This window comes from Mesorhizobium sp. IMUNJ 23033, from assembly GCF_044778005.1.
Classification (GTDB): Bacteria; Pseudomonadota; Alphaproteobacteria; order Rhizobiales; family Rhizobiaceae; genus Mesorhizobium; species Mesorhizobium amorphae_A.
In genome coordinates this window covers 119,724-137,499 of the sequence record NZ_JBJACT010000019.1, presented here as the reverse complement: position 1 = coordinate 137,499, position 17,776 = coordinate 119,724, and the positions used below count along the sequence as shown (strand labels likewise).

At 64.4% G+C, this 17,776-nt stretch carries 21 protein-coding genes and 2 tRNA genes; 14 read left to right on the top strand and 9 right to left on the bottom strand.

All coding sequences use genetic code 11. The annotated features are described in order from the left end of the window. Nucleotides 1-51 precede the first annotated feature (51 nt). From ACFX5Q_RS20620 to ACFX5Q_RS20600, 5 genes are all read left to right on the top strand, one after another. The gene (locus ACFX5Q_RS20620) at nt 52-939 is read left to right on the top strand and encodes a LysR substrate-binding domain-containing protein (protein ID WP_404281012.1); all 888 of its coding nucleotides are present in this window, start codon (nt 52-54) and stop codon (nt 937-939) included. Nucleotides 940-1,043: 104 nt separating this feature from the next. Beyond that, nucleotides 1,044-2,138, top strand: a complete 1,095-nt coding sequence (locus ACFX5Q_RS20615) for an ABC transporter ATP-binding protein (protein ID WP_404281009.1) — start codon at nt 1,044-1,046, stop codon at nt 2,136-2,138. 97 nt (nt 2,139-2,235) lie between these two features. Further along, a complete protein-coding gene (locus tag ACFX5Q_RS20610; RefSeq protein ID WP_404281006.1) occupies nt 2,236-3,351 on the top strand; it encodes an ABC transporter substrate-binding protein in 1,116 nt (371 codons plus the stop codon). 24 nt (nt 3,352-3,375) lie between these two features. Beyond that, nucleotides 3,376-4,209, top strand: coding sequence for an ABC transporter permease (locus ACFX5Q_RS20605; RefSeq protein WP_404281004.1), 834 nt, complete (start codon nt 3,376-3,378; stop codon nt 4,207-4,209). A 2-nt stretch (nt 4,210-4,211) separates the two neighbouring features. Next, nucleotides 4,212-5,018: an ABC transporter permease gene (locus tag ACFX5Q_RS20600; protein WP_404281001.1), complete on the top strand. Its 807-nt coding sequence runs from the start codon at nt 4,212-4,214 to the stop codon at nt 5,016-5,018. A gap of 222 nt (nt 5,019-5,240) precedes the next feature. Here the strand turns inward: ACFX5Q_RS20600 and ACFX5Q_RS20595 are convergent, their stop codons facing one another. Continuing rightward, nucleotides 5,241-5,600, bottom strand: a complete 360-nt coding sequence (locus ACFX5Q_RS20595) for a helix-turn-helix transcriptional regulator (protein WP_006201529.1) — start codon at nt 5,598-5,600, stop codon at nt 5,241-5,243. 433 nt (nt 5,601-6,033) lie between these two features. On the opposite strand from ACFX5Q_RS20595, the gene ACFX5Q_RS20590 reads away from it, so the two are divergent. Continuing rightward, nucleotides 6,034-6,279, top strand: a complete 246-nt coding sequence (locus tag ACFX5Q_RS20590; RefSeq protein WP_404280998.1) for a DUF982 domain-containing protein — start codon at nt 6,034-6,036, stop codon at nt 6,277-6,279. A 170-nt stretch (nt 6,280-6,449) separates the two neighbouring features. Continuing rightward, entirely contained in the window at nt 6,450-6,767 is a 318-nt protein-coding gene (locus ACFX5Q_RS20585) for a PilZ domain-containing protein (RefSeq protein WP_404280995.1), read from the top strand. A gap of 331 nt (nt 6,768-7,098) precedes the next feature. Here the strand turns inward: ACFX5Q_RS20585 and ACFX5Q_RS20580 are convergent. Together ACFX5Q_RS20580 and ACFX5Q_RS20575 are read right to left on the bottom strand one after the other, a co-directional pair. Further along, nucleotides 7,099-7,175: transfer RNA gene (locus tag ACFX5Q_RS20580), tRNA-Arg, on the bottom strand. A gap of 56 nt (nt 7,176-7,231) precedes the next feature. Next, nucleotides 7,232-7,537, bottom strand: a complete 306-nt coding sequence (locus tag ACFX5Q_RS20575; RefSeq protein ID WP_006201534.1) for an ETC complex I subunit — start codon at nt 7,535-7,537, stop codon at nt 7,232-7,234. A 321-nt stretch (nt 7,538-7,858) separates the two neighbouring features. On the opposite strand from ACFX5Q_RS20575, the gene ACFX5Q_RS20570 reads away from it, so the two are divergent. From ACFX5Q_RS20570 to ACFX5Q_RS20560, 3 genes are all read left to right on the top strand, one after another. Next, a complete protein-coding gene (locus ACFX5Q_RS20570; protein WP_404281066.1) occupies nt 7,859-9,025 on the top strand; it encodes a flavin-containing monooxygenase in 1,167 nt (388 codons plus the stop codon). A gap of 109 nt (nt 9,026-9,134) precedes the next feature. After that, nucleotides 9,135-9,211: transfer RNA gene (locus tag ACFX5Q_RS20565), tRNA-Pro, on the top strand. 236 nt (nt 9,212-9,447) lie between these two features. Then, a complete protein-coding gene (locus tag ACFX5Q_RS20560; protein ID WP_192181409.1) occupies nt 9,448-9,645 on the top strand; it encodes a hypothetical protein in 198 nt (65 codons plus the stop codon). A 123-nt stretch (nt 9,646-9,768) separates the two neighbouring features. Here ACFX5Q_RS20560 and ACFX5Q_RS20555 read toward each other — a convergent pair whose 3' ends face one another. Continuing rightward, the gene (locus ACFX5Q_RS20555) at nt 9,769-10,593 is read right to left on the bottom strand and encodes an alpha/beta fold hydrolase (protein ID WP_404280991.1); all 825 of its coding nucleotides are present in this window, start codon (nt 10,591-10,593) and stop codon (nt 9,769-9,771) included. 118 nt (nt 10,594-10,711) lie between these two features. On the opposite strand from ACFX5Q_RS20555, the gene ACFX5Q_RS20550 reads away from it, so the two are divergent. Beyond that, entirely contained in the window at nt 10,712-11,722 is a 1,011-nt protein-coding gene (locus tag ACFX5Q_RS20550) for a GlxA family transcriptional regulator (protein WP_404280988.1), read from the top strand. 276 nt (nt 11,723-11,998) lie between these two features. Here ACFX5Q_RS20550 and hdaA read toward each other — a convergent pair whose 3' ends face one another. From hdaA to ACFX5Q_RS20535, 3 genes are read right to left on the bottom strand one after another with little or no spacing between them, the layout of a single operon-like run. Continuing rightward, nucleotides 11,999-12,703, bottom strand: a complete 705-nt coding sequence (hdaA, locus tag ACFX5Q_RS20545) for a DnaA regulatory inactivator HdaA (protein ID WP_404280985.1) — start codon at nt 12,701-12,703, stop codon at nt 11,999-12,001. Further along, on the bottom strand, nt 12,703-13,905 hold the full coding sequence (locus ACFX5Q_RS20540) for an AI-2E family transporter (RefSeq protein WP_404280983.1): 1,203 nt from the start codon (nt 13,903-13,905) through the stop codon (nt 12,703-12,705). The genes hdaA and ACFX5Q_RS20540 overlap by 1 nt, the downstream gene beginning before the upstream one ends. Next, nucleotides 13,877-14,434: a CDP-alcohol phosphatidyltransferase family protein gene (locus ACFX5Q_RS20535; protein WP_404280980.1), complete on the bottom strand. Its 558-nt coding sequence runs from the start codon at nt 14,432-14,434 to the stop codon at nt 13,877-13,879. Before ACFX5Q_RS20535 ends, ACFX5Q_RS20540 begins: the two co-directional genes overlap by 29 nt. Nucleotides 14,435-14,648: 214 nt before the next feature. Between ACFX5Q_RS20535 and purM the strand changes: the two genes are divergently transcribed. From purM to ACFX5Q_RS20520, 3 genes are read left to right on the top strand one after another with little or no spacing between them, the layout of a single operon-like run. Then, nucleotides 14,649-15,728 (top strand): phosphoribosylformylglycinamidine cyclo-ligase, encoded by a 1,080-nt coding sequence (purM, locus tag ACFX5Q_RS20530; RefSeq protein WP_404280978.1) that lies wholly within the window; start codon nt 14,649-14,651, stop codon nt 15,726-15,728. After that, the gene (gene purN / locus ACFX5Q_RS20525; RefSeq protein WP_404280976.1) at nt 15,725-16,432 is read left to right on the top strand and encodes a phosphoribosylglycinamide formyltransferase; all 708 of its coding nucleotides are present in this window, start codon (nt 15,725-15,727) and stop codon (nt 16,430-16,432) included. The genes purM and purN overlap by 4 nt, the downstream gene beginning before the upstream one ends. Nucleotides 16,433-16,443: 11 nt before the next feature. Further along, nucleotides 16,444-16,968 (top strand): SixA phosphatase family protein, encoded by a 525-nt coding sequence (locus ACFX5Q_RS20520; RefSeq protein WP_404280973.1) that lies wholly within the window; start codon nt 16,444-16,446, stop codon nt 16,966-16,968. 77 nt (nt 16,969-17,045) lie between these two features. Here ACFX5Q_RS20520 and ACFX5Q_RS20515 read toward each other — a convergent pair whose 3' ends face one another. Both ACFX5Q_RS20515 and ACFX5Q_RS20510 read right to left on the bottom strand, forming a co-directional pair. Continuing rightward, nucleotides 17,046-17,255 carry a DUF680 domain-containing protein gene (locus ACFX5Q_RS20515; RefSeq protein ID WP_404280971.1) on the bottom strand — a complete coding sequence of 70 codons (210 nt, stop codon included), beginning with the start codon at nt 17,253-17,255 and terminating at the stop codon, nt 17,046-17,048. A gap of 248 nt (nt 17,256-17,503) precedes the next feature. Then, nucleotides 17,504-17,737, bottom strand: a complete 234-nt coding sequence (locus ACFX5Q_RS20510; protein WP_404280968.1) for a DUF680 domain-containing protein — start codon at nt 17,735-17,737, stop codon at nt 17,504-17,506. Nucleotides 17,738-17,776: the final 39 nt, after the last annotated feature.

Genomic DNA, 17,776 nt, shown 5'->3' with positions numbered 1-17,776 from the left:
AAAAGTGATATGTTTTCCCGGCTCATGCAAATTCGGTTCACCTGAGGCTTCTTGAGAATACCCTCCACCCAGGCGCTGCGCGCCCTCGACAGTTTCGCCCGCCACGGCAGCGTGTGGCGTGCGGCCGACGAATTGCACTTGACCCGCAGCGCCGTCAGCCACCAGTTGCGGCTGCTCGAACGCGACCTCGGCTTCGACCTTTTGGAACGCATCGGCAAGGGCGTGGCGCTGACGCCGCGCGGCCAGCGCTATGCCAGCGACGTGCGCAAGGCGCTCACCGTGCTCGGCGACGCGGTGACGCGCCATGCCGGCACCGGCGTCGGCGGTTCGTTCAGCGTCTCCTGCACGCCGGGCTTCGCCTCGCTGTTCCTATGCACCCACATCGGCGAGTTCCGGCAGATGTATCCGGACGTCGCGCTGCACATCCTTACGCCGCGGCGTCTCGACGACGTCAGCAATCCGGACGCCGACGCCTTTATCGCCTTTGGCGTCGGCAACTGGCCGAACCGGGCGGCCGAGCTGCTGTGCGAGATCTCGTTCACGCCGCTGTGCAGCCCGACGCTGCTCAACAAGGTTGGCGGTTTTTCCAAGCCGGCCGACGTGCTGCGCGCCAATCTGCTCCATCTCGGCGACACGGAGGACTGGGCGCGCTGGCTGGCGCTGTCGAAAGTCGAGAACCCCGACACTGAAAGCGGCATCTTCTTCTCCGACATGAACCTGGTCTTCTCGGCAGCGATCGCCGGCCAGGGCATCGCCATGGGCGACGAACTGACCAGCCGCCGGGCACTCAGCGAAGGCCGCCTGGTGCGCCCCTTCGACATCGCGATCAAATCGCCGCGCTCGTATTTTTTGGTGTCCGAACATGCCAAGGCGAGCCATCCGGTGCTGGAGGCGTTTGGGGGGTGGCTGAGGTCGAAGCTGTCGGAGAACCGACTCTAACCCACGACAGATGAATCAAATTTGCCGATCAGGCGAAAACTATTCGGTTGCGGTGAGGCCGCGCCCTGCCCTACGCTCAAGGCTGGAGTGAGGACGAAGGCAGGATGCAGCAACCCGGCCGAGCCGCAGAGATCAAGGCAATCGGGATCGGCAAGAGCTTCGGCTCGTTCCGTGCGCTGGACAATCTGACGCTCCATATCGGCCGCGGCGAGTTTCTGACGCTGCTTGGGCCCTCCGGCTCGGGCAAGACCACCTTCCTGATGATCCTTGCCGGCTTCGTGCAACCGAGCGATGGCCGCCTCTACAGCGATGGCGTCGATATCACCGACCGGCCGGCCGAACAGCGTGCCGCCGGCATGGTGTTCCAGGGCTATGCGCTGTTCCCGCATATGTCGGTCGAGGCCAACATCGCCTTCCCGCTCAAGGTGCGCAAGAAACCGGCGGCTGAGATCAAGCGCCGCGTCGGCGAGATGATCGAACGCGTCGGGCTGAACGGCCACGAAAAGAAACTGCCGGCGCAGCTTTCCGGCGGCCAGCAGCAACGCGTAGCACTTGCCCGCGCTTTGGTGTTCGAACCGGGCGTACTTTTGCTCGACGAACCGTTCTCGGCGCTGGACAAGGGGCTGCGCGGCCAGATGCAGGCCGAGATGAAGCGGCTGCACCAGGAGACCGGCACCACCTTCGTCTTCGTCACCCACGACCAGAGCGAGGCGCTGGCGCTGTCCTCGCGCGTCGCCATCTTCAACCATGGCAAACTGCTGCAGGTCGGCGCGCCGGACGAGGTCTATGACCGGCCGGACAACCGCTTCGTCGCCGAATTCCTCGGCGAGATCAACATGCTGCCGCTGAAGGGCGTACGCCCAGCCGACAATGGCTCGACGGGCCTTTGCGAAGACCGCGCGGTCAGCATGCACTGCAAGGCCGAGAAAGTCCGTGGCGACGCCATCCTGGCGATCCGTCCCGAATACATGTCGATCGCGCGCGAGGCGGCGATAGGCGAGAACGGCATTGCCGCGACCGCCATCGCCTCGACCTATCTCGGTGCTGCGACACGGCTCGACCTGACGACGAAGCAAGGCGCCAAGGTGACGGTCTCGGTGCCGAACGAGGTTGCCGCCGCCGCGCTCAGCAAGGGCAATTCCGTCTGGCTGACGTGGCCGGCGGAAAAAGGTTTCCTCCTTCCAGACGGAGGACAATGACGACTTGAGTGGCGGATCCTTGAGCGATGAGCTTCGAGTCATGATTCCGGGATTCGCACTAACTACCGACACGACCAACGAAAAAAGGGGAACTGACATGACAAACGAAACCAAGAAACACTCCATCGAGGCGCTGTCCGCCAGGGCAGTGCGCGGCGAGATCTCGCGCCGGCAATTCACGCAGCTCGCCGCACTTGTTCTCGCAGGCACGCCGATGCTGCTGCGCTCGACCGGTGCCTTTGCGCAGGCCAAGGAATTGGTGCTGGTGAACTGGGGCGGCGACGCCATCACCGCCTATGATGCGGCCTATGGCCAGGCCTTCACCAAGGAGACCGGCATCACCGTCAAGATGGATGGCTCGGGCCCGACCGAAGGCGCGATCGCCGCGCAGTTCAAGAGCGGCGCGCCGACCTGGGATCTGGTCGACGTCGACCCGTTCTCGGCCATCACGCTCGGCGCCCAGGGCGCTCTCGAGCCGATCGATTATGCCATCGTCGACAAGAAGAAGATGCGCGAGGGTTTTGGCTGGGAATATGCCGCCTCGACCTACTTCTTCTCCTATGTGATCGCTTACGACTCGGAAAAGTACGGCAGCAACGCGCCGACCGGCATGGCCGATTTCTTCGACGTCAAGAAATTCCCCGGCAAGCGCTCGCTCTACAAATGGGGTGTGTCGAGCTGGGAAGCAGCCCTTCTCGCCGACGGTATCGCCCCGGCCTCGCTCTACCCGCTCGACTTGAAGCGCGCTCATGACAAGATCGCTGCCTTCAAGGAGAACGTCGTCGCCTATTGGGGCGGCGGCGCCGAGAGCCAGAGCGTGCTGCTCAACGGCGAAGCCTCGATGGCCATCGTCTGGTCGACACGCGCCTCGCTGATCGAGCAGGACTCGGGCGGCAAGATCAAGTTCATCTGGGACCAGGGCCTGATCTCGCCCGGCGCGCTCGCCGTGCTCAAGGGCAATCCCGGCGGCAAGGAAGCGGCGATGAAGTTCATCGCCAGCGCCCAGGATCCGGCAAAGCAGCTCGTCATGTTCGACAAGCTCGGACAGGGCCCGGCCAATCCGGCCGCCGACGCACTGATCCCGGCCGACAAGAAGCGCATCAATCCCGTCGACCCCGAGAACATGAAGAAGCAGATCGCGCTCGACATGGACTGGTACGCCAAGAACTACGGGCCGGCGCTCGACGAATACACCAAGATCATCTCGGCCTGACCGGGCCGTGATCATCGGATCGACATGAGAGGCATCCTCTCCGACAGGATGGGCGCGGCGCTGTTGATGGCGCCGCTGCTCCTGTTTCTCGTGCTGGCCTACGCCTGGCCGTTCCTTGGCGTGGTCAAATGGAGCGTCACGCTGCCGACGCCGGGGCTCGGGCAGTATGGCGCTCTGGCCACCGACCCGCTGGTGCAGTCGGTGTTCATCCGCACGCTGCGCATCGCCTTGATCGTCACTTTGGTGTCGGTGGCGGCGGCCTATGCCATCACCGTCGTCTGGGTGCGCGGCAGCCCAGTGCAGCGCGTCGTCGCCGAGTTCTGCATTCTCGTTCCCTTCTGGATCTCGGTGCTGACGCGCGCCTTCGGCTGGGTGGCGCTGCTGTCCAATCGCGGCCTGATCAATACGTGGCTGCAATCGATCGGCTTCATCTCCGAGCCGCTGGGGCTGGTGCGCAATGAATTCGGCGTCATCGTCGGCATGACGCATTTCCTCATTCCCTTCGCAGTGTTTCCGCTGGCGTCTGCCATGCGCAGCTTGGACGACCGCGTGCTTTTGGCGGCGCGCGGGCTTGGCTCCAGCCGCATGCGCACCTTCTGGTCAGTGTTCGTGCCGATGACGCGCTCCGGCATCATCGGCTCGGCGCTGATCGTCTTCGTCTTTTCGCTGGGCTTCTTCGTCACCCCGGCGATCCTCGGCGGCGGCCGCAGCGTGATGATCGCCGAGCTGATCTATCTGCGCATCTTCCAGAGCCCTGACTGGGGCCTGGGTGCGGCGATCAGCGTCGTGCTGGTGCTGTTCGTCGGCGCGCTGATGGCGCTGCTGTTCCGCTACGTGCGGCCGAAGCAGCTGGTGTAGCCATGCCGACCTATCGCCCCGGACCCGCTTCACTGATCCTCGCCGTGCTGGTGGCGCTGTTCCTGCTGTTGCCGCTGCTGGCCGTCATTCCGGTGTCGCTGACGCCGAGCCGCATGCTGGCGATGCCGACGGGCGAATTGTCGCTGCGCCACTACCGGGCGCTGATCGAGGATCCGCGCTGGATCGACGCCATCCTGCTCTCGATCCGCATCGGCATCGTCAGCAGCGCCATCTCGACGGTGCTGGCGCTCTGCTTCAGCCTCGGCGTCTGGATGTTCCAGCCGCGCTTCACCGCCGCACTTGTCGGCTTCGTTCTGCTGCCGATGGTGGTGCCGCCGGTGGTTTCGGCGATCACGCTCTACTTCCTGCTCACCTCCATCTCAGGCTTCAGCTCGTTCTTTGGCTACGACACATGGCTCGGCGTTGCCATGGCGCATTCAGTGATGACGGTGCCCTTCGCCACCGTGCTGATCCTGGTCTCGCTCAGCCAGCTCGACCGGCGCGTCGACCTTGCCGCGCGTGGCCTTGGCGCCAGCGTGTGGGAGCGCGCCACGCGCATCATCATGCCCAACATCAAGTTCGGCATCGTCACCGCCGCGCTGCTCTCCTTCGTGCTGTCCTGGGAAGAGATCGGGGTCACCCTGTTCATCACGTCGGTCAACGCGATTACGCTGCCACGGCTGATGTGGATGGGCCTGCGCGACAACATCGACCCGGCGATCGCAGCACTCTCGGTGATCCTGATCATCATCACCGTGCTGGTGCTGGCGGTGCGAAGCGTCGTGGCCAGGCAACGCGGCGGGCATTAGTCCTGGAACTGCTCCAAAGCGCGTCGCATGTCGTGCCACGCGACACATCGACCCGGCGACCGCCGCGCTGTCGATGATCCCGATCATCTCCGCAGCGCCGACAACACCTCAACAGCGGTGGCGTTCCCGACCCAACGCCGTCCGCCTTGACCACCAGCTACAGGCCTTAAGACCGCGTCGCCGGGCACAGGCCTGTGCCCGGCGGATACCGGCGTCCCGCCCTCAGGCTGCCTGCGGCCGGCGCTGCCTTTCGGTGACGTACTGCTGATGGCGGCCCGCGAGCGGCCTCTCCTTTGCCAGCAAGCCGTCCAGCAAAGCGAGCAGTTCGCGCGCGGCGGCCGACTTGCAGGAATAGTAGACCATCTGCCGGTCGCGGCGGGTTTCGACGATGCCGAACCTCCGCAACTTGGCAAGATGCTGCGAGAGCGCGGACTGGCTGAGCTCGACTTTATCGGCGAGAACGCCGACCGACAATTCGCCCTCGGCCAGATAGTTCATAATCAAAAGCCGCTTGCCGTTGCCCATTACGGACAGGAAGGCGGCCGCTGTTTCGGCGTTGGAAGTAAGTTGCTTCGAGACCATTTATTTCCCCATATGCCTTGCTCTTCCGAACGCCATGGGGGCAATGGCATCAGACATCCAGAGCATTGCCTGAGCTAACCATCCCATTTTACGGGACGGGGCTCTGCTTCTCGTTTGACCATGATCCTTCTCGAAACAGGTTGCCACCATTCGGGATCATGGCCGGGACAGCATGCGCGATTTTTTCCGTTACGCAAGCCGGCGCAGATTCGATCTTTTTGAATCTGCGCCGCCAACAAGTACCAGCGCCGCGCTCTTTCAGCAAGAATATAACGAGTTCTTCGAGCCGCATTTACAGTGCGCCGCATGTTTCGCGACAGCCACAAGGGAGAAATCAGCGGCAACGGGCAGTTCACGGCCAGTTGAGACGCGGCGATGAAACCTAGTGCCGCATGGTGCGTTTTGTTGGATCATAACAGCAAGGGTTTTACCCATGACCCAGGGATGGTTTTCGAGGCCGGTTGCGGTTTCGGTGGGCATCGCGGGCTCGATCCGGCACATTTCCAATGCACAGCAGGCAGTCGCATTGCTGACAGGCCAATGGCGTGACGCCGGGAGTGCGCAACACGGCTCGGCGCTGCGCGCCTGCCGCCGTGCCATGAGTGGTGATCTTCCTGCCGATGCGGCCATGGATGCGTTTGTCGGCGCAGCCCGTGAGGCGCATGTGCTGGTCGAGTAGGCCGAGTAACCCGCCTGCCGCGTTCAGCCCCGTCGCACGCTGTCGTTGGTTCTGCCTGCCGACCAGAACGGCGGCCAGGGCCGGAAGGTTTCCGCAAACGTTTTAGCGACCGCTAACGGAATGGAAACAGCTCTACGATATTAATTGAAATTCAAGTTGCATGAGGTCCGATGCGTGAGCATGCCTGCCACGCTGCAGAAGTGAGGTATCGAATGGACCCGTCCGGACCCCGCAAAGAGCGGCGCCTTCATGCACGAGAGATTGTGCTGAAGGAAGCGACCATCACAACGGAGGACGCCGAGATAGGCTGCTCCGTTAGAAATCAGCACGAAAATGGAGCCGAATTGCGCGTCGCTGCCGGCGTGAAAATACCGGATCGCTTTGTGCTTCACATACAAGCTGACGGCGCCACCTATCGCGCCGTCGTCCGGTGGAGGAGAAGCGAGCGACTTGGGGTGCAGCTCTATGGTGGCTCTCCGGACGTTTGACCCATCACGCGCCCCTGCTGCCTCACCGGCCAAAGCGGGCCGATAACGCTCGCGGAACCAAGCCAGTCGGGGCGCGTTCCCTCCTGCAAGCTAAGGAGGACATCATGCTACGAGGAGCGCTACTTTGGCTCATCGGGATTCCGATACCGGTCATCATCATCCTGTGGCTTCTGGGCTATCTGCATTAAGGGGTGTTGAGATTCAGGTGATGCCGGCCTGACCTGAATCTCAACACACCTTGGCCAGGTGAACTTCCCGGCTAACCGCTTCCAGTTCTGCGCCGGCCGAGTTGAAACACGCTCGCCGCACAAACGCTAAATCATTGAAATATTGGCGATCCCGACAGGATTCGAACCTGTGACCATCGGCTTAGAAGGCCGGTGCTCTATCCAGCTGAGCTACGGGACCGCTGGCCGGCCGTGCCGGCTGATAATTCACGCCCGGGCGTTGCCCGGCAATGCCGGTCAGTGCGTCCAGGGCGTCCTGCGGTCATAGCGGAAATTCTCCGCATAGGAAATCTGCCGGCGCTTGGGTTCCTTCGGTTCCTCGACGCGGAAGGCGAGGCCTTCCTTCTCGGCATAGGCTACCGCCTCTTCCCTGGTGTCGAAGGTCAGCCTGATCTGGCTCAGCATGTCGCCCGAGGTGGTGTAGCCCATCAGCGGGTCGATCTTCTTGCGCTGCGCCGGATCGAATTCCAGCACCCAATGTCCGGTCTTGGCCTTGCCGGATTGCATCGCGGTTTTGGCTGGGCTGAAAATGCGCGCGGACATGACCACCTCGTTGCTCCCTGGGGCGGACGCTCCAGGCACTCCTGAACCGGCGCCTGCCCTCGAAAAACCCGATTCAGGGTCTCGGGGTCGTGCGCCAACCCGTCATTACTGTGCAATGGCGCCGGCGGCAAGGCCGACAGGTCCTGCAGCCGCGTCGAATGACGGTTTGGCGATCACGTCGGACGACGGCTCTTCGACCCGCGCGACGGTTCCAGCCGCGTCTAGACGACGGTCTTTCGACCGCGTCGAGTTGGCGCGGCGCCGCATGCGGCATATGTCGGATACACTGGCGTGGCAATCACGGTTATGACAATGACGGACATGGTGGCGGAAACCTTGCGGACCGGCGAACCGGCGATCTTCGACGGCGCGATCGTGATCGGTGGCGGCGCCGCCGGGCTCGCTGCCGCGCACGCGCTGGTCAAGGCCGGCGTGGCGGTGCAGGTGCTGGAGCGCGAGAACCGGTTGGCCGAGCCCTGGCACCGGCGGCACAAGAACCTGCATCTCAACACGCATCGCGACCTTTCCGCGCTGCCGGGTGTCACCTACCCCACCGGCACGCCCGGCTTTCCGCACCGAACTGCCGTCATCCGCCACCTCAACGAATTCGCCGAGACACACCGGCTGCCGGTCACGTTCGGCGTCGCCGTGGACGAGATCGTATCCGGCGGCGATCACTGGATCGTGCGAACCAGCACCGGCCCACGGCGCGCGCACCATGTCGTCGTGGCCACCGGGCGCGACCGCCAGCCTTTCATTCCGCAGTGGAAAGGCATGGAGGGCTTTGCCGGACGGATTGTCCATTCGGCGGATTTCGGCTCGGCCAGGGATTATGACGGCAAGACGGTACTGGTGGTCGGCGCCGGCAATTCGGGCTTCGACGCGCTCAATCACCTCGCCGGGGCGAACCCCGGTCAGATGTGGCTGTCGGCGCGCAGCGGCCCGGCGCTCCTGCCCAAGCGCATTGGCCGCAAGATCGCCGTGCACCGGTTTTCGCCGGTGCTGGCGCGCCTGCCGGTGTGGCTCGCCGACGCCGTGATCGCGGCCACGCAGCGGCTCGCCCTCGGTGACCTCACCAAATTTGGCCTGCCTGCGTCGCCTTCGGGCGGCGCCAGTCGCCTGGCCGGCGACTACACAGCGATCGCCGCCGACGACGGCGCCGCCGCCGCCATCAAGGCAGGCAGGATCATCGTCGTGCCGCAGCTGCGCGAGTTCACGTCGGACGGCGTCATTCTCGACAATGGCCAGACGATCGCGCCCGACGTCGTCATTGCCGCCACCGGCTACCGCACCGGGCTGGAGACGATGGTCGGCAAGCTCGGCGTGCTCGACGGCAAGGGGGTGCCGCTGTTCAACGGTTCCGACAGCGATCCGAAACTGCCCGGCCTGTGGTTCACCGGCATGCGGCCGAGCATCCGCGGCTGTTTTTCCAATGCCCGCATCCAGGGCGACGCGCTCGCCCGCAGGATCGCCCGGCAGAAGCGCTAGGCGGCGGGCGACCCCGGCGTGCTTGCACCCGTCACGCCGCAGCCGTTTGTTGCGGTTGCGTTTTAGGGGTTGCGCGGCAAGGCTCGGAACCTTATACGCCGCAAGGCCTCGGAGTGTAGCGCAGCCTGGTAGCGCATCTGGTTTGGGACCAGAGGGTCGGGAGTTCGAATCTCTCCACTCCGACCATTTCCCTACACGAACGAACGATACGATCCCGGCGATGACGACAGGTCCGTCGCCTCGGCTGCCATGCCTACCGTTTCGATCCCGCGCGGTTTCCTGCAACCGCCGTTGGAGCGCGATTTGAGAATGTATCGTTTTAGCACAATTCCCAATTGCTGGACTTGCGCCGGCCGTCGGTGGTTAAATTTTTGCGTCTGACCAAGGAGGGGACAGGGTCGTAGAACGGGAGGAGACAGTGCATGGAATATGAGTTCGAGAGACGCAGTCAAGCTGACGATCAACCATACGAAGTTACCTCTTTCGCCAAAAAATATGGCCTGACGATCCCAGCCGCGGACGCGGTTCTTTTCGCCAAAGGTCCGTCTCGCACGGCATGTGACGCCGCCGCACTGGCTTTCCTCTGCGCGATTGCCGCCAGAAAACAATCGGGACGCTAGCTTCCATGATTCGATGGTGAAGCGCGGCGAAGGTCTTTCTCGCCGCGCATGACCGCCAAAGCGGCCATTTGTCTCCAAAGGCGGCCGCGTCGTGGCCGCCACGCCTGCATCAGCACTGCCGCGTCAGCTCCGGATGAAGGTCAGCAGGTCCGGGTTGATGATCTCCGGATGGGTGGTGCACATGCCGTGCGACAGGCCCTCATAGACCTTCAGCGTGCCGCGCTTGACCAGCTTTGCCGCAAGCAGGGCGGAATCTTCGATCGGCACGATCTGGTCGTCGCCGCCATGCATGATCAGGACGGGCACGTCGAGCTTCCGCAGATCGTCGGTGAAGTCGGTTTCCGAAAAGGCCTTGATGCAGTCGTAGTGGGCCTTGGCGCCGCCCATCATGCCTTGGCGCCACCAATTGTCGATGACCCCTTGCGAAACCTTGGCGCCGTCGCGGTTGAAGCCGTAGAACGGACCCGCCGGAACATCCCGGAAGAACTGGGCCCGGTTGGCGACAAGGGCCGCGCGAAAGCCGTCGAAGACCTCTAGCGGTAGGCCGCCCGGGTTGCTCTCGGACTTGACCATGATGGGCGGCACCGCACCGATCAGCACCGCCTTGGCGACGCGGCCGCCGCCGTGGCGGGCAACGTAGCGCGCCACCTCGCCACCGCCGGTCGAATGGCCGATATGGACGGCATTGCTGAGATCGAGATGTTCGGCAAGTGCCGCAACGTCGGCGGCATAGGTGTCCATCTCGTTGCCGGTCGCGGTCTGCGAGGAGCGGCCATGGCCGCGCCGGTCATGAGCGATGACGCGAAAACCCTTGCCGAGGAAGAACAGCATCTGGTTGTCCCAGTCGTCGGAACTGAGCGGCCAGCCGTGATGGAAAACGATCGGTTGGCCCGCGCCCCAATCCTTGTAGAAGATCTCAGTGCCGTCGCTGGTGGTGAATATGCTCATCGTTCTGCTCCTGAAGTTGGTTTGTCGGGGAAGGTTCGCTCCTTCTGTGGACAAGCTAGAGAAGCTCGGCCATGGTGAGGATTGGCAAAACAGACATCGAACGAGGCAAAACTGACAGATGGCCGCTGTGCGTGATCCGATCGAAATCGGGCTCGTGATCTATCCCGGCGTGCAGCAGGCGGCCGTGCTTGGGCTCACCGATCTTTTCATGCTTGCCGACCAGATGGCGCAGGCGCGCTCGACACAGGCGCCGCGGCTTCGCATCAGCCACTGGCAATTGCAGGAGGATGCCGTCATCCGCAGCTTCGACAGCGAGCCGGCTGGCAGTGGACCCGCAGCCGACAACGGGCCGGCCATGGCCATCCTGCCGCCGACCTTCGGCCAGCCGATAGCGCGCGAGGCGGCAGCGCCCTATGCCGAGTGGCTGAGGGCGCGCCACGCGGCGGGTGCGACGCTGGGCTCGGTCTGCGCCGGCGCCTTCGTGCTTGCCGAAACCGGCCTGCTGTCCAGCCGCGCGGCGACGACGCACTGGGCCTACAGCGAGGCGCTGGCGAAGCGTTTTCCCGATATCCTGCTCGACGCCGACAGGTTGGTCATCGACGATGGCGACATCATCACCGCCGGCGGCTACATGGCCTGGACCGATCTCGGCCTCAAGCTGGTCGACCGAGTGCTTGGTCCGGCGGTCATGATGGCGACGGCGCGCTTCATGCTGGTCGATCCGCCGGGACGCGAGCAGCGTTTCTACAGCCCCTTCGCGCCGCGACTGAACCATGGCGACGAGGCGATCCTCAAGGTGCAGCACTGGCTGCAGGCAAGAGGCGCGCGCGATGTCGCGCTCGGCTCGATGGCTGAGCAGGCCGGCCTGGAGGAACGGACCTTCCTGCGCCGCTTCCGCAACGCCACCGGCCTCAAGCCGACCGAATATTGCCAGCACCTGCGCGTCGGCAAGGCGCGCGACATGCTGGAAATGACGACGCGATCCGTCGACCAGATCGCGTGGCAAGTCGGCTATGACGACCCCGGCTCCTTCCGCAAGGTGTTCGCCAGGATAACGGGGCTGGTGCCGGGCGACTACCGCAGGCGCTATGGCGTGGAGCGGGCGGGCCAGCCCGGGGAGGAGGGCTGAGGTATGGCAGCGACCTGGTCGGCCGGCTCGTCCTGAGCATCCGAGGCGGGATCGATACGCCCATTCGGATGACACAAGAAGGCAAGCTCGCCGGGCGAGGACCCCAACCGCCACAACTCCTGGCGAGCCTACAACCTGATTTGGAACGCAATCAGGACCGGGGGTTAAGCCGGCAAACTGGTATTGCAAGATGGATGCCAACAATAGCATCCCGAAATGGGACAGCGGCGATGGCCTTCTCCTCCCCCTGAGAAGGGGAAGCCTTCCGTCAACCACCTAAATCTCGAACTCGCCCTGCCCTTGGTCCATGGCGCTGACGGTCTCGGCGGCGAGCGCGCGGGTGATCGGGGTCTTGCGTTCCAGGGCTATGCGGTCGAGCCGCTCCACGACGCGCATGGCGGTCGCCAGCGAGCGCTCGATGCGCCGAACCAGATATTGCACGACATGCGGCTCGACCTCGACCTGGCGGTCGGCGAACAGTTTGGTGATGACGCCGGCGAGCAGGAGGTCGTCGGGCTCGTGGATCTCGACGGTTGCCGCCGCCTTCAGCCGCGAGACGAGGTCAGGCAGCGCCACACCCCAGGCCAGGGGAAAACGCCGCGCTGTCAACAGCAGAGTCGAGCCGGCGCTGCGCACGGCGTTGATGAGGTGGAACAGGCCGGCCTCGTCGATCCGTGCCTTGTCGACATCGTCGATCAGCGCCGGCCTTTCGCCGAGGCCGGCGATGCAGTCTTCGATGCGGTTTGCCTCGATCGCCACTGCGTTGGCCCGCGCGTGCCAAATCGAGGCCAGATGCGTCTTGCCCGAACCAGCCGGGCCGGCCAGCACCACCACCGGCGAAGGCCAATCCGGCCAGCGGTCGACAAGTGCTGCGGCCTGGCTGTTGGTGCCGGAAACGACGAGCTCGTCGCGCGAATAGCCGGTGCCGTGGCCGAGATCGAGCGGCAGCTGGCGCGGCGGGTCGGTTTTCTGGTCAGCCATCAGGCTTGGCCACGCGGTCCCTTGCGGCGGTTGGCCGGCAGCGGCGGGACAGGTTCGGTGGCATGGCCCTTGTAAAGCGGCGATTCGAGATAGCGGGCAATGGCAAAGCGCACCAGCACGGCAACGGCCGCAGAGGCCGGCACGGCGATCAGCAGGCCGACGAAGCCGAACAGCGCGCCGAAGGCAAACAGGGCGAACATCAGCCACACAGGATGCAGGCCGACACTTTTGCCGACCAGCCGCGGCTGCAGGATGTTGCCCTCGATGAACTGGCCGACGAAGAACACGGCGGCCACCGCCACAACCATGATCCAGTCGGGCCAGAACTGAACGAAGGCAACTCCGACGGCCAGCACCAGACCGGTCAGCGAGCCGACATAGGGGATGAAGGAGATCAGCCCGGAAAACAGGCCGATCAGGATGCCGAAATTGAGCCCGGTCAGCGTCAGGCCGGTCGCGTACATGGCGCCCAGCACCAGGCAGAGCGTGCCCTGCCCGCGCACGAAGCCGGCGGTGGCGGTGTTGATGTCCCTGGCGATCGCCCTGACCGTCTGGACATAGTCGCGCGGCACCCAGCTGTCGACGATCGCCACCATGCGGTCCCAGTCGAGCAGCATGTAGAAGGCGACGACCGGCGTGACCACGAACAGGCTGACCACCGAGACCAGCGCCACGCCCGAGCTCCAGATCGAGGTGAACACCGTGGTCAACAGGCCGAAGCCGGAGGTCAGCAGCGAGTTCAGCCCGTCGCGCAGGCTATTGGCGTTGACGCCGAATTTCTGCTCCAGCCATTTCGGATCGTAGCTGGTGATCAGGCTCTGCAGCCGGGTCAGATACTCCGGCAGCTTGCCCGCGAAATCGGCCATCTGCGTGGCCAGAACCGGAACTAGGATGACGAAGGCCAGCACCAGAGTGACGATGAAGGCAATCAGGATGACCACCGTCGCCATCAGCCGGGAGAGGCCGAGCCGCTGCAGCCGGTCGGCGACCGGATCGAGGAAATAGGCAAGCACCATGCCGGCGACGAACGGCAAAAGTATGCTGGAGAAGACATAGAGGAACAGCGCCAGCAGCACGGCGGTGGCCAGCCAGAAGAAGATCTGGCGGCGGAACGCCAGCGACGCAACTTCGCCGGCCGCCGCCGCCTCGGCGGCCGCTTCGATGGATCCTCGATCAGGTGCCCGGTTTGGAGCCTTCGCCATAGCCGCTCATATGCCTCAGCCAGCCCACGAGATAGGCCGCGGCCGAAGCCACGGTCAAGACCCCGGACAGCAATATGAGCGCTGGCCGCAGCGGGTCGAGATGGATGTCGAAGGCAAGCTCGCCCAGCACCACCGCCGCCAGCACGATCTGGATGGCGGTGTTGGCCTTCGACACGAAGAGCGGCTTCATCTCGACCGGATGCGCCATCACGGTCGACAGCAGCACGGCGCAGATGATCAGCGCGTCGCGCGACACCATGGTGACGACCAGCCATAGCGGCAGCTCGCCGATGAAGCCCATGACCACGAACACCGAAACCAGCAGCACCTTGTCGGCCATCGGGTCGAGATAGGCGCCGAGCTCGGAATGCTGGTTGTAGCGGCGGGCGATGAAACCGTCGACGCCGTCGGAAATGCCGGCGACAAGGAAGCCGGCAAAAGCCCAGCCCCAGTGCGCTTGCAACATGGCCAACACCACGGCGGGCACCAGCACGAAGCGCATGATCGTGATCATGTTGGGGATGGTCAACAGTGTACCCCGTCGCTTTTGTTTTGTTGATAGATGATGGAGATGTGGAGTGGGTGCAAGAACTAAGCTCCTCATTCTCCGACTTTGGCGATCGGCTCACCCGAACGCCGCTTTTGTCGGGGGCAAAACTCCCGCGCCGGCGCGTTATCCTTGCGGACCGAAACCGTTCATGCGAAGAGCCCGCAAGCAGAGTGGAAACAGCGACGAGCCAGATATGACGAAGCGCGATACATCCAAGCGCAAGAACGGGCTCACCTATGCCGAGGCGGGCGTCGACATCGATGCCGGCAATCTCATGGTCGAGAAGATCAAGCCGCTGGTGCGGGCGACGCGCCGGCCGGGCGCCGATGGCGAGATCGGCGGCTTTGGCGGCCTGTTCGACCTCAAGGCCGCCGGCTTCACCGATCCGGTGCTGGTCGCCGCCAATGACGGCGTCGGCACCAAGCTGAAGATCGCCATCGATGCGGGAAAACGCGACACGATCGGCATCGACCTTGTCGCCATGTGCGTCAACGACATCGTCGTGCAGGGCGCGGAACCGCTGTTCTTCCTCGATTATTTCGCCACCGGCAAGCTCGACCCCGACCAGGGGGCGGCGATCGTCGGCGGCATCGCCGAGGGCTGCCGCCAGGCCGGCTGCGCGCTGATCGGCGGCGAGACGGCCGAGATGCCCGGCATGTATCACGGCAACGACTATGACCTTGCCGGCTTTGCCGTGGGTGCCGCCGAACGCGGCCAGCTCTTGCCGACCGACGACATCGTCGAGGGCGATGTGCTGCTGGGCCTCGCCTCCTCGGGGCTCCACTCCAACGGCTTTTCGCTGGTGCGGCGCATCGTCGGCGTCAGCGGCCTTGCCTGGAGCGACCCGGCGCCGTTCAACGACGAGTCGACGCTGGCCGAGGCGCTGCTCGAGCCGACGCGCATCTACGTCAAGTCGATCCTCAAGGCGATCCGCAACACGCATGGCATCAAGGCGCTGGCGCACATCACCGGCGGCGGCTTCCCGGAAAACATTCCGCGCGTGCTGCCGAAGGATTTCTCCGCCGAACTCGACCTCGAGGCCATCGAGGTGCCGGCGGTGTTCTCGTGGCTGGCCAAGACCGGCGGCGTCGCGCCGGAAGAGATGATGCGCACCTTCAATTGCGGCATCGGCATGATCCTGGCCGTCGCCTCCGGTCAGGCGGCGCAGGTCGCGGCCGTGCTTCAGGAGGCCGGCGAGACGGTGACGCCGATCGGCCGCATCGTGCCGCGTCGCGACGCCGGCGTGATCTATCGGGGCTCGATCGGCTTATGAGCAAGAAACGCACCGTGGTGCTGATTTCGGGACGCGGCTCCAACATGACGGCGCTGATTGCCGCGGCCAGCGACCCGGCCTATCCGGCCGAGATCGTCGGCGTCATCTCCGACCGGGCCAATGCCGCCGGCCTTGCCATCGCGCAGGCGCGGGGCATCCCGACGAAGGTCATCGTGCGCGCCGACTATGCCAGCAAGGAAGCCCATGACGGGGCGATCGACGCCGCGCTTATCGGATTCGGCGCCGAGATCGTGGCGCTCGCCGGCTATATGCGCATCCTCGGTGCGCGCTTTGTCGAGCAGTGGCTGGGGCGGATGGTCAACATCCACCCTGCCCTGCTGCCCGCCTTCAAGGGGCTGGACACCCATGCCCGGGCGCTCCGTGCCGGCATGCGCATCCATGGCTGCACGGTGCATTTCGTCACGCTGGATATGGATGACGGCCCGATCATCGCCCAGGCGGCGGTGCCGGTGATGGTCGGCGACAATGAGGATACGCTGGCCGCGCGGGTGCTCAAGGCCGAGCACCGGCTCTATCCGCTGGCGCTCGGACTGGTCGCCGAAGGCAAGGCGCGCATGGAGAAGGGCCACACCGTGCTCGCGCATTTCGCCGACGATGCGGAGAACGGCACCTCGGTGGTGATGGCGCCGGACCCGCTGCGCGAGGAGCGCGATCTCGAGCAACTGGCGCGGATCACGCCGTAAGAGAGGCTGGCATGGCGACAACCAGGCAACTGCTTGTACTACGCCACGCCAAGTCGAGCTGGGACGACCCGAAGCTCGTCGATTTCGACCGGCCACTCGGCCCCCGCGGGTTGAAGACGGCGCCGCTGATGGGGCGCGAGCTGGCGAGGCGCGGCTGGTTGCCGGATCTGGCGCTGGTCTCGTCGGCGCTGCGCACCCGCGACACCTGGCGGCTGGTCTCGGCGGAACTGCAAAAAAAAGTGCCTGCGGATTTTGCCTTGGCGCTCTACGAAGCCACCGCGGCGGACATTCTGGCGAAGGTGCGGCAGGCAAAGGCGAAGGCGGGCAGCCTGCTGGTGCTTGGCCACAATCCGGGGCTGGAAGAGTTCGCACGCCGGCTTGCCGGCGACGGATCGGATGCCGGGGCGCTGAAGAAGCTCGGAGAGAAATTCCCGACCGCGGCGCTGGCCCGTTTTGACGTCGACGGCGACTGGACTGACCTCACCTTCGGCAGTGGCCTGCTGACGCATTGCATCAGGCCGAAGGAATTGAGCTAGCCGCCCTTCGTTGCAGAAGAGCGGCAGAGAGCGGCGGGACGAGCCCGCCGCCTTGAGGCCTTCTCGGATCGAGCCGATCAGCGATTGCCGAACAGGTTGCGGTCGGCGCCCTGGACCAGCGGCTTCTGGACTGGCGCGTCCGTCGTCCTGATCGAAGCCGTCATGGTGCTGTCTACCACAGCAGTCGTCGGCTGGTTGGCGTTGTTCGAGCCGTAGTTTTCGCTGCCAGCGAAAGCGGCGCCGGTGGCAACGAGGATGGCGGCGGCGGTAAGAGCGATCTTTTTCATGTCAAATACTCCTGGTTTCGGGTTGTGGGGTAATTAGGCTCAAGTACCGGTCATCGGCCCTTGTGCTTCCCTTTCGCCGCCACCTGGAGCGTCGTTACAGCCATCACCGCTTCGTAATGGCCAGTTGATCCGACCTTCCCCAGCCGAAGATGGACTCGATAGCCGGCGGCACAAAAACAGAGCGGCGGGACTAGCCCGCCGCTTTGAGGTCTTTCGAGGACCGAACCGATCAGCGATTGCCGAACAGATTAGCGGCCCCAGATGCCCTGGCCGGATTCCGGCTGGACCGAATCGGGCGTCAACTTGAAGCCGTTGTGCTCGACCGGCTTGCGGATCGAAGCCGTGAAGCTGTGGTCCAAATTTTCGGCAGGCGCGGGAACGGCCGGCTGGTTGACGTTGTTCGAACCATAGTGGTCGCTGCCAGCGAAAGCGCTGCCCGTGGCAACGAGAATGGCGGCGGCGGTAAGAGCGATCTTGGTCATTTCAGGTACTCCAGTAGTTCACTGTTCTGTCCGTCAAGT

Bases quoted from the DNA above. Each gene is read 5' to 3' on its own strand.
- ACFX5Q_RS20615 (WP_404281009.1), top strand. From the start codon at position 1,044: ATGCAGCAACCCGGCCGAGCCGCAGAGATCAAGGCAATCGGGATCGGC.
- ACFX5Q_RS20610 (WP_404281006.1), top strand. From the start codon at position 2,236: ATGACAAACGAAACCAAGAAACACTCCATCGAGGCGCTGTCCGCCAGG.
- ACFX5Q_RS20605 (WP_404281004.1), top strand. From the start codon at position 3,376: ATGAGAGGCATCCTCTCCGACAGGATGGGCGCGGCGCTGTTGATGGCG.
- ACFX5Q_RS20600 (WP_404281001.1), top strand. From the start codon at position 4,212: ATGCCGACCTATCGCCCCGGACCCGCTTCACTGATCCTCGCCGTGCTG.
- ACFX5Q_RS20595 (WP_006201529.1), bottom strand. From the start codon at position 5,600: ATGGTCTCGAAGCAACTTACTTCCAACGCCGAAACAGCGGCCGCCTTC.
- ACFX5Q_RS20590 (WP_404280998.1), top strand. From the start codon at position 6,034: ATGACCCAGGGATGGTTTTCGAGGCCGGTTGCGGTTTCGGTGGGCATC.
- ACFX5Q_RS20585 (WP_404280995.1), top strand. From the start codon at position 6,450: ATGCGTGAGCATGCCTGCCACGCTGCAGAAGTGAGGTATCGAATGGAC.
- ACFX5Q_RS20575 (WP_006201534.1), bottom strand. From the start codon at position 7,537: ATGTCCGCGCGCATTTTCAGCCCAGCCAAAACCGCGATGCAATCCGGC.
- ACFX5Q_RS20570 (WP_404281066.1), top strand. From the start codon at position 7,859: ATGGTGGCGGAAACCTTGCGGACCGGCGAACCGGCGATCTTCGACGGC.
- ACFX5Q_RS20560 (WP_192181409.1), top strand. From the start codon at position 9,448: ATGGAATATGAGTTCGAGAGACGCAGTCAAGCTGACGATCAACCATAC.
- ACFX5Q_RS20555 (WP_404280991.1), bottom strand. From the start codon at position 10,593: ATGAGCATATTCACCACCAGCGACGGCACTGAGATCTTCTACAAGGAT.
- ACFX5Q_RS20550 (WP_404280988.1), top strand. From the start codon at position 10,712: ATGGCCGCTGTGCGTGATCCGATCGAAATCGGGCTCGTGATCTATCCC.
- hdaA (WP_404280985.1), bottom strand. From the start codon at position 12,703: ATGGCTGACCAGAAAACCGACCCGCCGCGCCAGCTGCCGCTCGATCTC.
- ACFX5Q_RS20540 (WP_404280983.1), bottom strand. From the start codon at position 13,905: ATGGCGAAGGCTCCAAACCGGGCACCTGATCGAGGATCCATCGAAGCG.
- purM (WP_404280978.1), top strand. From the start codon at position 14,649: ATGACGAAGCGCGATACATCCAAGCGCAAGAACGGGCTCACCTATGCC.
- purN (WP_404280976.1), top strand. From the start codon at position 15,725: ATGAGCAAGAAACGCACCGTGGTGCTGATTTCGGGACGCGGCTCCAAC.
- ACFX5Q_RS20520 (WP_404280973.1), top strand. From the start codon at position 16,444: ATGGCGACAACCAGGCAACTGCTTGTACTACGCCACGCCAAGTCGAGC.
- ACFX5Q_RS20515 (WP_404280971.1), bottom strand. From the start codon at position 17,255: ATGAAAAAGATCGCTCTTACCGCCGCCGCCATCCTCGTTGCCACCGGC.
- ACFX5Q_RS20510 (WP_404280968.1), bottom strand. From the start codon at position 17,737: ATGACCAAGATCGCTCTTACCGCCGCCGCCATTCTCGTTGCCACGGGC.